The 14,603-nt window shown below is 67.5% G+C and carries 12 protein-coding genes; 11 read left to right on the top strand and 1 reads right to left on the bottom strand.

What is annotated here, in order from left to right:
- Window positions 1–104 precede the first annotated feature (104 nt).
- The 11 genes from cydD to VJ897_RS04765 all read left to right on the top strand — a co-directional run bounded on the left by cydD (window position 105) and on the right by VJ897_RS04765 (window position 12,276).
- Window positions 105–1,727: a thiol reductant ABC exporter subunit CydD gene (cydD, locus tag VJ897_RS04815; protein WP_324053755.1), complete on the top strand. Its 1,623-nt coding sequence runs from the start codon at window positions 105–107 to the stop codon at window positions 1,725–1,727.
- 14 nt (window positions 1,728–1,741) lie between these two features.
- Window positions 1,742–3,349, top strand: a complete 1,608-nt coding sequence (locus tag VJ897_RS04810) for an amino acid ABC transporter ATP-binding/permease protein (protein WP_324053754.1) — start codon at window positions 1,742–1,744, stop codon at window positions 3,347–3,349.
- 143 nt (window positions 3,350–3,492) lie between these two features.
- Window positions 3,493–5,109, top strand: a complete 1,617-nt coding sequence (locus VJ897_RS04805) for a cytochrome ubiquinol oxidase subunit I (RefSeq protein ID WP_324053752.1) — start codon at window positions 3,493–3,495, stop codon at window positions 5,107–5,109.
- A 5-nt stretch (window positions 5,110–5,114) separates the two neighbouring features.
- On the top strand, window positions 5,115–6,275 hold the full coding sequence (gene cydB / locus VJ897_RS04800) for a cytochrome d ubiquinol oxidase subunit II (RefSeq protein WP_324053750.1): 1,161 nt from the start codon (window positions 5,115–5,117) through the stop codon (window positions 6,273–6,275).
- Window positions 6,276–6,290: 15 nt separating this feature from the next.
- Window positions 6,291–6,431 (top strand): cytochrome bd-I oxidase subunit CydX, encoded by a 141-nt coding sequence (gene cydX / locus VJ897_RS04795; protein WP_324053748.1) that lies wholly within the window; start codon window positions 6,291–6,293, stop codon window positions 6,429–6,431.
- An 87-nt stretch (window positions 6,432–6,518) separates the two neighbouring features.
- Complete coding sequence (locus VJ897_RS04790; RefSeq protein ID WP_324053747.1) at window positions 6,519–6,956, top strand: DsrE family protein; 438 nt, start codon at window positions 6,519–6,521, stop codon at window positions 6,954–6,956.
- 286 nt (window positions 6,957–7,242) lie between these two features.
- Window positions 7,243–8,163, top strand: coding sequence for a lipid A-modifier LpxR family protein (locus tag VJ897_RS04785; RefSeq protein WP_324053746.1), 921 nt, complete (start codon window positions 7,243–7,245; stop codon window positions 8,161–8,163).
- A gap of 163 nt (window positions 8,164–8,326) precedes the next feature.
- Window positions 8,327–9,391, top strand: a complete 1,065-nt coding sequence (locus tag VJ897_RS04780; protein WP_324053745.1) for a Hint domain-containing protein — start codon at window positions 8,327–8,329, stop codon at window positions 9,389–9,391.
- 151 nt (window positions 9,392–9,542) lie between these two features.
- Window positions 9,543–10,163 carry a 30S ribosomal protein S4 gene (rpsD, locus tag VJ897_RS04775; RefSeq protein ID WP_324053744.1) on the top strand — a complete coding sequence of 207 codons (621 nt, stop codon included), beginning with the start codon at window positions 9,543–9,545 and terminating at the stop codon, window positions 10,161–10,163.
- Window positions 10,164–10,273: 110 nt separating this feature from the next.
- Window positions 10,274–11,356 (top strand): histidinol-phosphate transaminase, encoded by a 1,083-nt coding sequence (gene hisC, locus VJ897_RS04770; protein WP_324053742.1) that lies wholly within the window; start codon window positions 10,274–10,276, stop codon window positions 11,354–11,356.
- Window positions 11,356–12,276, top strand: a complete 921-nt coding sequence (locus tag VJ897_RS04765) for a prephenate/arogenate dehydrogenase family protein (RefSeq protein ID WP_324053741.1) — start codon at window positions 11,356–11,358, stop codon at window positions 12,274–12,276. The genes hisC and VJ897_RS04765 overlap by 1 nt, the downstream gene beginning before the upstream one ends.
- Here the strand turns inward: VJ897_RS04765 and VJ897_RS04760 are convergent.
- Complete coding sequence (locus VJ897_RS04760) at window positions 12,273–14,600, bottom strand: peptidoglycan -binding protein (protein ID WP_324053740.1); 2,328 nt, start codon at window positions 14,598–14,600, stop codon at window positions 12,273–12,275. The genes VJ897_RS04765 and VJ897_RS04760 overlap by 4 nt on opposite strands.
- Between the last annotated feature and the right edge of the window lie 3 nt (window positions 14,601–14,603).

Raw genomic sequence — 14,603 nt, 5'->3', positions numbered from 1 at the left:
GGCTCGGAAAATCTGCATGCAGAATACAGGTTTTTGATCCAGATCACATCGCATGCGCGGCGTCCTGTCTAAGGGACGAGCGACGACGACAGGAGCATGCGCGCATGGCGCCAAACCCGCGACACGGACTCCTCGGGATCGCCCCGCCCGGGGCGCTTTCGGTGGCTGCCAGCCTGGTCTGGCTGGCGCAGGCTTGGGTCATTGCCCGCGTCCTGGCGGACCTGCTGTCCGGCGCGTCCGGAGCCGTCTGGCCCATGGCGCTGTTGTTGTTCGGTCTGGGGACCCTTCGGGCCGGCCTGACCGCCCTGGACCAACACGCGCTGAGTGATGCCGCCGAAGCCGAGATCGCGGAGCGGCGTGCCGAGATCCTCGGGCGAGAGGTCGAGACGACGGCGCCGTCGCGACTGGGCGGGGCCGGCGCGCTTGCGGCCCTGACCACCGAGAAACTGGAGGCATTGCGGCCGTTCCTGCTGCGCTACCGCCCTGCACGGTTGCGGGTCATGGTGCTGCCGCCGCTGATCCTGGCCCTGACGGCCTGGTTCAGCTGGGCGGCGGCGGTGGTTCTGCTGATGGCCGGGCCGTTGATTCCACTCTTCATGGCGCTGGTGGGCTGGGCCGCGAAAGAGGCCAGCGCCCGCCAGATGGCCGAGATCGGCTCGCTTGGCGATTTGCTGGCCGACCGGCTGGCGGCCCTGTCGGACCTGCGTCTCGTGGGCGCCGGGGAGCAGGTCATAGAGGGGTTCGCCGCGGCATCTGACAGCCTGCGCGCGCGCACCATGGCGGTGCTGAGGGTGGCCTTCCTGTCGTCCACGGTGCTGGAGCTATTCTCGGCGCTGGCAGTGGCCATGATTGCGGTCTGGGTCGGCTTCTCGCTGTTGGGGGAACTGGGCTGGGGCGCCTGGGGTGGTGCGCTGTCGCCGTTCGCGGGGATATTCCTGCTGCTGCTGGCGCCGGATTTCTTCCAACCCCTGCGCGACCTTGCGGCGGCTTGGCATGACAAGGCGGCAGCCGAGGCAGTGCAGGAGGACCTTGCAGCCTGGCGTGACGACAGCCGCGCCCCGCTGCCCGGCACCGGCGGCCCAGCCAGCGCGCTGCCGGCTGCGACACTGCGTACGCGCGGGCTGACCCTCGATCGGGGCGGGTGCCGCCTGGGGTTTCCCGACATTGACCTCCGGCCCGGTGAGAGCCTGGCCCTGACGGGGCCCAGCGGGGCCGGCAAGACCACGTTCCTGCGCCTTCTGGCCGGACTCGAGGTGCCCGGGGGCGGTGAACTCCGGATCGGTGACACCGCGTTGACAGCCCAGACGGGTGATCGCTGGCGTGCGGGCCTTGGCTGGATGCCTCAGACCCCGCATTTCCTCGGCCGGTCGTTGCGCCACAACATCGGCTTCGGTGCCGCGCCTGATCCCGAGGTGCTGGAGGCGGCGCGCGTCGCCCCGATCCTTGGAACCCTGCCGCGGGGCGACCTGACCCCGCTTGGCGAGAGCGGTGCCGGGCTGTCCGGCGGCGAGGCCCGGCGCGTGATGCTGGCTCGGGCCCTGCAACGGCGTCCTGCGATCCTGCTTGCCGATGAACCGACCGCGGACCTCGATGCCGGGACGGCGGGTGAAATCATCGACGGGCTGCTGGCCCATGTGGCGCGGGGCGGCGCGCTGATCGTGGCCACCCATGACCCGCGCCTTGTCGCGCGGCTGGACCGGACGTTGCGGCTGGAGACCCTGCCATGACGGCCTTGTGGCGCATGATTGGGCTGATGGTGGCCAGTGACCCGCGCGCCTTTGCGCGGGGACTGGCCTTGTCGGTCACGGTGCTGGCGATGGGGGTGGCGCTGCTGGCCCTGTCAGGCTGGTTCATCACCGCCGCAGCCGCCGCCGGGCTGATCGGCATGGGCGCGGTGTTCAACTTTTTCACACCCTCGGCCATGGTGCGGCTGCTGGCACTGGGGCGCACCGCGGCGCGCTATGGCGAGCGGCTGACCACGCACGAGGCCACCCTGCGCGCCCTGTCTGCCCTCAGAGTGCGCTTGCTGCGCGGCCTGTTGCGGGCCCCGTATCGCCGGTTGGAGCGGCTGCGCGCCAGCACCGCGCTCAACCGTGTCACAGCTGATATCGACGCGCTGGACGGGTTGGCCCTGCGGCTGGTGCTGCCCGGCGCGGCGGGATTGGCGGTGATTTGCCTGACCGCCGCCGGGGTCGCCTGGCTGGTGCATTGGTCGGTCGCGCTGGTGCTGCTGATGGGGCAGGGGCTGGTGCCGACGCTGGTTTTCGTGATGGGGCAGGGCCGGGCCGATCCGGCGGCGCGCCGGGCCGAGGCCGGGATGCAGGCCCTGCGCAGCCGACTGATCGATCTGCTGACCGCGCGCGAGGAACTTGTGGCCGTCGGACACTTGCCTGCCGCCGGGGGCGGGGCGCGGCGGGCAGCGGACTACCAGGCCCGGGCCCGTGCGCGCCTCGACAGTATCGAGCGGCGCACCGGCCTGCTGCTGGATCTCACGGGCTGGGCCACGGTGGCGCTGGCACTGGGTATCGGTGCCGATCTGGCCCAGGCGGGCACGATTGGTCCGGCGCGCGCCGCCATAGGCATCTTCGCCGCACTTGCCCTGGCCGAAGCGGTGGCCCCGGTCCGCCGCGCGCTGTCCGAGATCGGGCAGATGCGCTCTGCCGCGCGGCGTGTCGTGCCCATGCTGGACCGGGCGGACGGGCAAGACACCCCGACGGTCGAACAGGCAGCGACCCCGGTCTTGTCCATGCAGACCCTGCAGGCCCGTCGCGCGACCGGGGCACGCCCGCTCTTTGCCCCCCTGTCGCTGGAGCTTGCCCCCGGAGAGACCCTTGCCCTGATCGGGCGCAGCGGGTGCGGCAAGTCCACCGTGCTGCTGATCGCAGCGGGACAGATCGCGCCGCACTCGGGCCGGGTGCTGCGGGGCTGGCCGGATGAGGGCCTCGCAATGGTACCACAGCGTCACGCCCTGGTGGCGGGCACGGTGGCCGAAAACCTGCGCCTGGCCGCGCCCAGTGCGCCCGACAGCGATCTGTGGACCGCGCTCGAAACCGTTCGGCTGGCCGACATGGTGCGGGCCAAGGGCGGGCTCGAGGCCCGGCTTGGCTTTCGTGGTGTCGGGCTGTCGGGCGGAGAGGCGCGGCGGTTGGTGCTGGCCCGTGCGCTGCTGACCGGGCCTGCGCTGTTGTTGCTGGACGAGCCGACCGAGGGGCTGGACGGCCCGCTGGCGCAAGAGGTGCTGGCCGGGCTGCGCAGGGCCCTGCCGCGCACGGCCATTCTCATGGCCGCGCATCGTCCCGAAGAGGTCGCAGTCGCTGACCGCACGATCTGCCTGACTGCGCCATCCTGACGCATCCCCCGGCCGGGGCGGAATAATCCGTATCCCTGATACGCGTTTTTGACCCAGATCAACAAAAACATCCGGGAATCGGCATATGAAGCCGATATTCCGCATCTCGGATGCGAGATTTTGGTCATTCAAGGAGTTCCGAAATGGAGATCGGATTGGTCGAGTTGTCGCGCCTGCAATTCGCGCTGACAGCCATGTATCACTTCCTCTTCGTGCCGCTGACGCTGGGTTTGTCGATCCTCATCGCGATCATGGAGACCGTCTATGTCATGACGAATCGCCCTCTGTGGCGGCAGATGACGAAATTCTGGGGCACGCTCTTCGGCATCAACTTCGTGCTGGGCGTCGCCACGGGCATCACGATGGAATTCCAGTTCGGGATGAACTGGTCCTACTATTCGCACTACGTGGGCGATGTCTTCGGCGCGCCGCTGGCGATCGAGGGGCTGATGGCCTTCTTCCTGGAGGCGACCTTCGTGGGGCTGTTCTTCTTCGGCTGGGACAAGTTGAGCAAGGTGCAGCACCTGGTCGTGGCCTGGCTTGTCGCCATCGGTTCGAATTTCTCGGCGCTGTGGATTCTCATCGCCAACGGCTGGATGCAGAACCCGGTGGGGGCCGAATTCAACCCCGATACCATGCGCATGGAGATGACATCTTTCTTCGATGTCCTGTTCAACGAGGTGGCACAGGCCAAGTTCGTGCACACGGTTTCGGCGGGTTATGTCACCGCAAGTGTCTTCGTGCTGGGTGTTTCGGCGCTCTATCTCTTGCAGGACCGTCACAAGGATCTTGCGCGGCGGTCCATCGCGGTAGCCTCGGCCTTCGGCTTGGCCGCGGCACTTTCGGTCGTCGTGCTGGGTGACGAATCCGGTTATTCGGCCAGCCACACCCAGAAGATGAAGCTCGCCGCGATGGAAGGCATGTGGGAAACGCACCATGCCCCAGCGCCCTTCACCGCTATCGGCTTTCCCGACCAGGAGGCGCGCGAGACGCATTATGCCGTCGAGATCCCCTGGGTCATGGGCCTGATCGGAACGCGGTCGCTGACGCAGGAAATCCCCGGCATCAACGATCTGGTCGCCGAATCCGAGGAGAAGATCCGCGACGGGCTGATCGCCTATGACGCGCTCATGACCATCCGGGACCAGCGCGATGCGACACCCCAATCGGTGCGCGACATCTTCGAGGCGCATTCCGACAACCTTGGGTACGCGATGCTTCTGATGCCCTACGTGGATGACCCGCGCGAGGCGACGGATGACCAGATCGCCATGGCTGCCGATGACACGGTGCCGGGCGTGGCGCCTCTGTTCTGGGCGTTCCGCATCATGGTCGCCCTGGGCTTCAGCTTCATCGCGGTGATGGCCTATTTCTTCTGGCGCGCCTCGTTCCGGCAGATGCAGTTCCCGCGCTGGTCGCTCTACCTGGCTGTGGCCATCATTCCCACGCCCTGGATCGCCGCCGAGCTGGGCTGGTTCGTGGCCGAGTTCGGCCGCCAGCCCTGGACCGTGGACGGCGTGCTGCCCACGGCTATGAGCGCCTCGCACCTGAGCATCGCCGACCTCCTGATTTCCCTTGCCGGGTTCATCATCTTCTACACCGTGCTTTTCGTGATCGAGGTGCGCCTGATGGTGAAATACATCCGCAAGGGCCCGGTTCAGGATGTCGAGGAAACCCAAGCCTGGCAGGCCCGGCACGAGAGGCGCCTGAGAAGCTCCGGCGTCGATACCGATGCCGGCATGGCCACCCCAGCGGAGTAAGACAGATGATCCTTCATGAACTGATCGACTACGATATCCTGCGCGTGATCTGGTGGGCGCTTCTGGGCGTGCTGCTGATCGGCTTCGCGCTGACCGACGGCTTCGACATGGGGGTCGGCGCGCTGCTGCCCTTCGTGGCCAAGACGGACGTGGAACGCCGGGTGGTCATAAACACGGTCGGCCCTGTCTGGGAGGGCAACCAGGTCTGGTTCATCCTGGGCGGTGGCGCGATCTTTGCCGCCTGGCCGCCGCTTTACGCGGTCAGCTTCTCGGGGTTCTACCTTGCGATGTTCGTCATCCTCGCGGCTCTGATCGTGCGGCCGGTGGCGTTCAAGTATCGCTCCAAGCGCGAAGATGCCACGTGGCGCACCCGCTGGGACTGGGCGCTCTTTGCCGGGGGCGCGGTGCCCGCGCTGCTGTTCGGCGTGGCCGTGGGCAACGTGCTGCTGGGCGTGCCCTTCTACCTGACCGACAGCCTGATGCCGATGTACCCGGGCAACTTCGCGGCCAAGTTCCTTGGGCTGCTGCGGCCCTTCGCCCTGCTGGCCGGGGTGGTGTCGCTGGCGATGCTGCTGATGCACGGCGCCGCCTGGCTGAGCCTGAAGGCCGAGGGCGATGTCGCCCGGCGCGCCCGGTCCATCGGCACCGTGTCGGGGGTGGTCGCGGCGGTGGGCTATGCCCTGGCCGGGCTCTGGCTCGCGCTGGGGATCGACGGCTTCGTGCTGGGCGATGTCGCGACCGACGGCGCCTCGAACCCGCTGTTTTCCGAAGTAACGCGCCAGGGGTCCTGGCTGTCCGCCTATGCCGACCGGCCCTGGATCGCCATCGCCCCGGCGCTGGCCTTCCTCGGGATCGCCATGGCGGTGCTTGGGCTGCGGGCGGGGCGCGAGGTCTCGACCCTGCTGTGGTCGAAACTGGGCATCACCGGCGTCATCGCCAGCGTCGGCCTGACGATGTTCCCCTTCATTCTGCCCTCGATGCTCGACCCTGCCAGTTCGCTGACCGTCTGGGATGCCTCGTCCTCGCACCAGACCCTGTTCATCATGCTGGTGGTCACGGCGATCTTCATGCCGCTGATCCTGATGTACACCGCGTGGGTCTACAAGGTGCTCTGGGGCAAGGTGACCGAGGCGGACGTGACTGAAAACTCCGACACCGTCTACTGAAAGGAGACCTGAAAGATGTGGTATTTCGCTTGGCTTCTGGGCCTGCCGCTGGCCGCCGCCTTCGCCGTTCTCAACGCCATGTGGCTTGAAATGCGGATGGACAACTGCCTGGCCGAGGAAGGCGATTGCCCGGTGGGCGATCACGACAAGACCTGACCGGGGATCTTCCCCGACCCGGTATCGGCCCCGCGGGGGCCGGTGCCCCGACTTTCCCCGACGTTCAATCTGAAAGGACACGATCCCATGAAGAAACTCCTTCTCGCGGCCTGTTCCGCGCTCGCCCTGGCAACCCCCGCAAAGGCACAAGAAGCCCCCGAGACGCTGGTGACGATCCTGACGGCGCCCGAGCCGCAGACCCAGCTGATGGCCATGGTGCTGGCGCTCCAGGCGGCCGACCAGGGCGCGAGCCCTCATGTCCTGCTGTGTGGTCCGGCCGGCGACATGGCTCTCAAGGACGCGCCCGAAAGCGCCACCGCGGGGCAGCCGCCCCGCGACATGAGCCCCAAGGCATTGCTGACCCGTATCACGGGACTACCCGGGGCCACGGTCGAGGTCTGCGCGATCTACCTGCCCGGACGTGGTGAAAGCGCCGATGTGCTGATGGAGGGTATCGGCGTCGCCAAACCTGACGAGATGGCGGCCGCCATGATCTCGCCAAACGCGCGGATCGCCAGCTACTGAGCCTTGCGCCTCCGCGTCCCGCGCTGCGGCTGTCCGCTTCGGGATTGCATGGTTCGTGCAAGCCACGCCGGGCCGCTCTCTGGGAACCGACCGTGCGAGGTTGGCCAAGTGCAAGGACGCGACGACAGCCCTGTTGCTTGCCTGCTCCGGCGCCCGATGGCGCCGGAGCATTGCATTCGGGACACAGACGCGTGGCTGCTGGAAGAAATACGCTCGCCCTGAGGGTCTTTTCTGGCCTAAGCAAGGCGTGGCGTGGGGGCGCCGTTTTCTGGGAGTCGCACAGACAATGACACCACGCCGCCTTTTTCTGTCCCTGGTGCTCGTGCTTGCAACTGGATTGTCGGCCGCCGCGCAGGAGCGCGAGACCCTCGGCTGGGGCCGAATTCTCAACAACGACTTCCTGGGCGATGGCAAGGACCGCTGGCGCAGCTCCTCCTACGGTGTTTCGCTCGTGCGTGGGCCGGGCTGGGACGGGGTCCTGCCCGAGCAGCCGGGGCGGATCCTGGACTACCGACTGCGCGGCGAGATCGTCGCGCCCCGCGCCTTGACCGGACCCGGATCGGACGACCGCGCCTATGCCGGGACGCTCAGCATCGGGCTGCATACCCACTGGGCCCGGGGGCGCGCGCAACTCAGCGCGGGCCTGGACCTTGTCGCCACGGGCCCGCAGACAGGCTGGACTGATGCGCAGAACTGGTTTCACGACCTCGTCAACCAGCCGCGCCCCTCGGACTTCGTGATTGCCAACCAGGTAGGCGACGCGCTGCATCCGACCGCGACGGTCGAAATGGGCTACCCCGTGGCGCTGACCCCCGGTCTGACCGCGCGTCCTTTCGTCATCGCCCGCCACGGCATCGAGGACCTGGTGCGTGTCGGCGTGGATCTGCGGCTGGGCGCGCTGGGTGACGGCGCGCTGGACCTGCGTGACCCGACCACCGGCCAGCGCTACCGCGCCATCGCGCAGGACGGTTTCGGCTGGGAATGGGTGGCCGGGGCCGACTATGCCCTGGTGGGCGACAGCGCCTTCTTCCCCGAGAGCTTCGGCACCCGGGCGCGAGACAGCCGTTGGCGGGCCCGCGTGGGGACCCACTGGCAGGGCACGCGCGACATCACCTTCTTCTATGGCGCCACCTACCTGTCCGAGGAATACGTCGGTCAAGCCGAGGGGCAGCTTGTCGGGTCCATGAAACTCAATCTCAAGTTCTAGCCCGACGCTGGCTTGCAACCTGTGGGCTGAAGCGACTTTTCAACGCTTTTGGAAATAGTTGCACCTCGTCCTTGAAGTGCCTTGATCAGGGCGAATCACCTCTGCTATCCATGTGGCCGAAACCTGCACGCAGAGGCGGGGCAAACAGAGGCAGTAGACAGGCATGAAAACGGGCTTGAAGGGCACGTTCGTCATTTCCTGGTCGCAGACGGAACTGGATGGGTTCTGGTCCGCCCCGCTGGAACAGCTGGGTGTTGGGACGACCTGGTCCTGGACGGGTGAAGCGGTAAGGGTCGATGGACCGGCGGATGTGCTGCCGCTCGGCGCGGCAGAGGGCGTGGCCGACCTGCGGCGGCGCGCGGCCATGAGCGTGCGCCGTTTGCTGAAGGCTGTCGAGGCCGATACGCGGCGGCTGGACGATGTTGATGTCACCGCGCATGGAGTCGAGCAGGGTTTCACAGTCACCGACGGCCACGCGACATGGACCGTGACGCTGATCGACGGCGAAGCGTCGGATGCGCGGTTATGCATGTTCATAGGTGACCCACCTCCGCGCCATACCGACCTCTGGGTGGTGAACCATACGCTGGATCGTGCCGCGCGCGACCAGTCTTCCGCCCCCGCTGGTGTCATCTGCTTCACCCCCGGCACCCTGATCGAGACCGAGCACGGACCGCGCCCCGTCGAGAGTATCGGCGCCGGCTGCAAGGTGCAGACCAAGGACAATGGCTGCCAGGAGGTGCTCTGGACCGGCCGGCGCCGTATCACCGGGGCGCGGCTCTACGTCATGCCGGACCTGGCGCCGATCCGTCTGCAGCGCGGGGCGCTGGGCGCCGACGTGCCCGACCCGGGGCTTCTGGTGTCGCCGGATCACAGGGTCATGGTCAAGGGCGCCCCGGCGCGCAGTCTGTTCAACACCGACGAGGTGCTCGTCGCCGCGCGCGACCTGGTCAATGACCGCTCGATCATCGTGGATCGCAGCCAGCGCGAGGTGGTCTATCACCACATGCTGCTGCCTGATCACGAGATCGTCTTCGCCAACGGGGTCGAAACAGAGAGCTTTCACCCCGCGTCCGCGGGGTTGGAAACCTTGGGCGACGACGACCGCTCGCGTCTCCTGTCCCAGGTGCCGGACCTTGCGCGAGACGTGAATTCCTATGGCCCCTATGCGCGGCGCGTGGTCTCCGCGACCGAGGCGGCGATCCTGCGCCACGACCTCGTGGCCTGAGCCGCCACCGCCGCTATTGACAGCACTGTTCGGCCGGCGTATCCGGCGCGTTCATTGGTGTTGGTGGACCCCGCAAGGGGAAACCTGTCGTCCCGGCCAGGCTCGGGGAGGAGGACAACGCCCTTCGAAACCTGAACGAAGGAGATCAGCCGTGACCAAACGCACGACTGCCAAGTACAAGATCGACCGCCGGATGGGCGAAAACATCTGGGGCCGCCCCAAATCCCCCGTCAACCGCCGTGAATACGGCCCCGGCCAGCACGGCCAGCGCCGCAAGGGCAAGGTCTCCGACTTCGGCCTGCAGTTGCGCGCCAAGCAGAAGCTCAAGGGCTACTACGGCGACCTGACCGAGAAGCAGTTCCGCCGCATCTTCGCCGAAGCCGAGCGCCTGCGCGGCGACACTGGTGAAATCCTGATCGGCCTGCTGGAACGCCGCCTCGACGCCGTGGTCTACCGCGCCAAGTTCGTCGCGACCATCTTCGCCGCGCGCCAGTTCGTCAACCACGGCCATGTCCGTGTGAACGGCAAGAAGGTCAACATCCCCTCCTACCGCGTCAAGGAAGGCGATGTGATCGAGGTGCGCGACAAGTCCAAGCAGTTGGCTGTCGTGCTTGAGGCGACACAACTTACCGAACGCGACGTGCCTGACTACATCGACGCCGATCATTCCAAGCTGACCGCGACCTTCACGCGCACCCCGGGCCTGACGGACGTGCCTTATCCGGTCATCATGGAACCGAACCTCGTCATCGAATACTACGCACAGAACTGATCCGATCATGTCTTGTGCCGGGGCCGCGACGGGAAACCGCCGCGGCCCTTTGCATTTGCGGGTGGTCGCCATCGCGCACCGGCGCTAGAACGTCCCGCAAGGAGACCTGGATGACCAAGATCGCGCCACAGCCCGGCATCATGGAAATCGACCTCTACGTCGGGGGGCAATCGGCTATTGCCGGGCGCACGGATGTGCTCAAACTGTCGTCGAACGAGAACCCGCTGGGCCCGCCGCCCGCCGCGGTCGAGGCCATCACGCAAGCCGCGCAGGCGGCCCATCTCTACCCGCCGACAGACCATGCGGACCTGCGCGCCGCCATATCGCAAGTGCACGGCCTTGAGGCCGACCGGGTGATCTGTGGTGTCGGGTCCGACGAGGTGCTGCAATTCGTCTGCCAGGCCTTCACCGGCCCGGGGGACGAGGTCATCCATACCGCGCACGGCTTTTCCATGTATCCGATCCTGGCGCACATGGCCGGGGCGACGCCCGTGAAGGTGCCCGAACGGGACAGGGTGGTAGACATCGACGCCATTCTTGCCGCCGTGACGGACCGGACCCGCGTGGTCATGCTGACCAACCCGGGTAATCCAACGGGCACGATCCTTCCGGTCGCCGAACTGACCCGGCTGGCTGACGGGCTGCCCGGTCATGTCATACTCGTGCTCGACTGTGCCTACATCGAATATGCCGGGGGGCACGACGGTGGTGCGGCGCTGGCCCGGAGCCGGGACAACGTCATCATGACCCGCACCTTTTCCAAGCTTTACGGGCTGGGCGGGCTGCGCATCGGCTTCGGCTATGGGCCGAAAGCGCTGATCGACGTGGTGACCCGTATCCGCCAGCCCTTCAACCTGTCCGGTGTGCAACTGGCCGCGGCCGAGGCGGCCCTGCGTGATCCCGACTGGGCCAACCGCTGCGTGGCCCTGAACGCCGAGCAGCGCGCGCGTCTGACGGCGGCGCTGCGCCGATTGGATATCGCCTGCGACGAGAGCCACACGAATTTCGTGCTGGCACGCTTCGCGGACGAGACCGAGGCGGGCAGGGCGCATCAGGCGCTGCTGGACGCCGGCATAATCGTGCGGCGCGTTACCGGCTACGGCTTCCCCGAAGGTTTGCGAATGACCGTGGGCGACGCCGCGCAGACGGGGCGCCTGATCGCGGCGCTGGAAGACTGGCGAAAGGGCGGATGATGGCGCAGGAATACGACCGCGTGGCGCTTATCGGGCTGGGGCTGATTGCCTCGTCGATGTTCTGGGGGATGAAACGGGCCGGGCTGGCCGGCGAGGTCACGGGCTATGCCCGCTCCGAGTCGACCCGCGACACGGCCCGCGAGATCGGCCTGTGCGACCGGGTCTGCGACAGCGCGGCCGAGGCGGTGCAGGATGCCGACCTCGTGGTGCTCTGCGTGCCCGTGGGCGCGATGGGCGCGGTCATGCAAGAGATCGGCCCGGCCCTGAAACCCGGCGCCACGGTCAGCGACGTCGGTTCGGTCAAGCGCGCGGTGATCGAGGCCGTCACGCCGCATCTGCCGGAGGGCGTGCATTTCGTGCCGGCCCACCCGCTGGCGGGTACCGAACAATCGGGGCCGCGATCCGGCTTTGCCGAGCTTTTCGACAATCGCTGGTGCATTCTCGTCCCCGACGGGGCCGAGGCCGAGGCGACATCGCGGCTGCACCGCTTCTGGCAGGGTCTCGGGTCGAACACCGACGAGATGGACGCCGACCACCATGACCTTGTGCTGTCCGTCACGTCGCACACGCCGCACCTGATCGCCTATACCATGGTGGGCGTGGCCGATGACCTGCGCCGCGTCACCGACAGCGAGGTCATCAAGTATTCCGCCGCGGGGTTCCGGGACTTTACCCGCATCGCGGCCAGTGATCCGACCATGTGGCGCGATGTCTTCCTGACCAACAAGGACGCGACGCTGGAAGTTCTGGGGCGCTTTACCGAGGAACTCTTCGCCCTGCAAAGGGCGATCCGGCAGGGCGATGGCGATCTGCTGCATGACTATTTTACCCGGACCCGGGGCATTCGCCGCGGCATCATCGAGGCCGGCCAGGATACCGAGGCGCCGGATTTTGGCCGCGCGCCCCTGCGCAAGGGTTAGCGTTCGGTCAGCTTCAATTCGATCCGGCGGTTCTGTGCGCGGGCTTCCGGACTGTCGCCCTCGGCGATCGGCTGGTACTGGCCAAAGCCGTTGGCGGCCAGCCGGTCAGGTTGAATGCCTAGGAAATCCGTCATGTAGCGCACGACCGACAGCGCCCGCGCCTGGCTGAGCTCCCAATTGTCGGCGTATTCCCCCTGGCCCGACAGCGGCACGTTGTCCGTATGGCCGTCCACCCGGATGATCCAGTCGATCTCCGTCGGGATCTCGTCGGAGATGTCGCGTAGCAGGCTGGCAACCCCGGCGATCTCGCGTTCCCCGGCGGTCGAAAGGGTCGCCTCGCCCGGTTCGAACAGCACTTCGGAGGAAAAGACGAAGCGGTCGCCCTCGATGCGCACGCCGTCGCGGCCCTCGATGACCTGCCGCACCTGTCCGAAGAAGTCTGAGCGGAATTTCTCCAGCTCCTCGGCTTCGGCGGCCAGCCGTTCGGCCTCGGCCTCTTCCAGGGCGCGGGCACGGCGTTCGGCGGCCAGCGCGCGTATGACGGCGCTGTTGAGGTCCTGTGTCAGGGACTCGATCTGGAGGTTCGCCTCGGCATCGGCGTCATCCGCGATGTTCAGAAGGTTCTGCAACCGGCCCAACTCGGATCGCAGGGTGGCGACCTGCTCGTTCAATGCGACGACCCGGCGCTGGCTTTCCGCCGACAGGGCTTCTTCCTCGGCCAGTTCGCGGTTGGCCTGCGCCAGGAGCGCGGCCTGGCGCTGGGCCTCGGTGGCGGTTTCCTCGGCTTCGGACTCGGCCTCCGACAGCGCGGCGAGGGCCTGGGCCAGCCGCTCTTCGAGGCTGGCACGCTCCGCGGCGGCGGTGTCGGCGCTGGATCGGGCAGCCTGAGCCACGTCTTCTGCGGCCTCGGCCCGGGTGCGCGCTCTTTCGGCGTTGTTCTCGGCCGCCTGCGCGGCCAGCAACGCCTCGGCGAGGCGATCCTGAAGGTCCTGCCGGTCGGTTTCGGCCCGTTGCCGGGCCAACACGGCGGCGGCAAGCTGTTCCTCGATCTGCGCCAGCTCCACATCCTGCTGCGACAGGGCCGTGTTCAGGGCGCGGCGCGCGGCGTCCAGCTCGGTCTCGGTCTGGTCCTGTGAAGCCAGCGCCGCCGTCAGCCGGGCGGCGATCTCCTCGCGGGCGGCCCGCGATTGCGCCAGTTGGCTTTCCGCGTCGGACAACTGCGCCTGCGTCTCGGACAGGTCGCTTTCGGTCTGCGCAAGCTGGGCCTCCGACTGGGAAAGTTCCTCTTCCGTCTCGGACAGGTCAGCGCGGGTCTGTGACAGCGTCCCCTCGCGTTGTTCCAGTTGCGACAGCGCGGCGGCCAGGCGGTTGTCCATCGCCACGGTGTTGCCCCGGGCGTCGTCCAGCGCGTTTTCGGCCTGCTGCTTGGCCAGCAAGGCCGTGGCGAGGTTCTGGTCCAACGCGTCGCGCGCGGCCTCGGCGGCGGCCAGCAGGGTCAGCGTTTCCTCGCCCTTGCGACGCTGTTCCTCAAGCGCAAGGGTCATTGCCGTCAGCTCTGCATCGGCATTCTCCAACCGGTCGCGCAGGGCTTCCGCGGCGGCGGCCTCGGCCAACCGGGCCTGTTCAAGCTCCGAGATGCGTGCCTCGGCGCTCTCGGTTTCGCCCTCCAGACGGGCGATGCGGTTGTCCGCGGCGGTGTTCGCGTCTTCCAGGTCGGCGATCAGAGCCTCCAGCGCGGCGCGACGGGCCGCGGCCAGCCGGGCGGTTTCGGCCTGGGCGTCGATCTCGTCACGGGCCTCTGCGATGGCCGTGGTCAGCGCCTCGTTCCGTGAGACCAGCCCTTCGCGGGTCTCTTCCAGGTCGGCGATGCGGGTCTCGTCTTCGCGCCGTTCGGCCAGAAGCCCGGCGACGCGCGCCTCGAATCCTGTAATCCGCGACTCGGCCTCTGCCAGGGCTGCGGCGCGCGCGTCACGTTCCTGGGTCAACCGGTCTATCACGTTGGTCTGTTCGGCGATCCGGCCCCGCGCGTCTGCAAGCTCGGCGCGCGCACGGCCCAGGTCATCAGAGAGATTGCCGACTTGTTGCCCCAGCGCGGCCGAGCGATCCTGTTCCGTTCCCAAGGCGGCGCTCAGCGAGGCGATTTCCTCGGACAGTTCCGACAGGCGGCTTTCCTGGCCCGAGATGGTCTCGCGAAGGGCGAACTGGATCACCATGAAGATGGTCAGCACGAACATCAGGACCAGCAGAAGCCCCGTCATGGCATCCACGAAACCGGGCCAGATCGACGCCTGGAACCGGGCCCCGGTCCGTCGGCTGAGCGCCATGGG

It is taken from the genome of Salibaculum sp. (assembly GCF_035270045.1).
Lineage (GTDB): Bacteria > Pseudomonadota > Alphaproteobacteria > Rhodobacterales > Rhodobacteraceae > Salibaculum.
Note: the sequence above shows the minus strand (reverse complement) of the source record. Positions and strands in the feature narration are given on the sequence as shown.

What these genes read in the sequence shown, in the direction of transcription:
- VJ897_RS04785 (WP_324053746.1), top strand. Translation starts at nt 7,243, where the DNA reads ATGACACCACGCCGCCTTTTTCTGTCCCTGGTGCTCGTGCTTGCAACT.
- cydD (WP_324053755.1), top strand. Translation starts at nt 105, where the DNA reads ATGGCGCCAAACCCGCGACACGGACTCCTCGGGATCGCCCCGCCCGGG.
- VJ897_RS04810 (WP_324053754.1), top strand. Translation starts at nt 1,742, where the DNA reads ATGATTGGGCTGATGGTGGCCAGTGACCCGCGCGCCTTTGCGCGGGGA.
- VJ897_RS04765 (WP_324053741.1), top strand. Translation starts at nt 11,356, where the DNA reads ATGGCGCAGGAATACGACCGCGTGGCGCTTATCGGGCTGGGGCTGATT.
- VJ897_RS04805 (WP_324053752.1), top strand. Translation starts at nt 3,493, where the DNA reads ATGGAGATCGGATTGGTCGAGTTGTCGCGCCTGCAATTCGCGCTGACA.
- VJ897_RS04790 (WP_324053747.1), top strand. Translation starts at nt 6,519, where the DNA reads ATGAAGAAACTCCTTCTCGCGGCCTGTTCCGCGCTCGCCCTGGCAACC.
- hisC (WP_324053742.1), top strand. Translation starts at nt 10,274, where the DNA reads ATGACCAAGATCGCGCCACAGCCCGGCATCATGGAAATCGACCTCTAC.
- cydB (WP_324053750.1), top strand. Translation starts at nt 5,115, where the DNA reads ATGATCCTTCATGAACTGATCGACTACGATATCCTGCGCGTGATCTGG.
- VJ897_RS04760 (WP_324053740.1), bottom strand. Translation starts at nt 14,600, where the DNA reads ATGGCGCTCAGCCGACGGACCGGGGCCCGGTTCCAGGCGTCGATCTGG.
- cydX (WP_324053748.1), top strand. Translation starts at nt 6,291, where the DNA reads ATGTGGTATTTCGCTTGGCTTCTGGGCCTGCCGCTGGCCGCCGCCTTC.
- VJ897_RS04780 (WP_324053745.1), top strand. Translation starts at nt 8,327, where the DNA reads ATGAAAACGGGCTTGAAGGGCACGTTCGTCATTTCCTGGTCGCAGACG.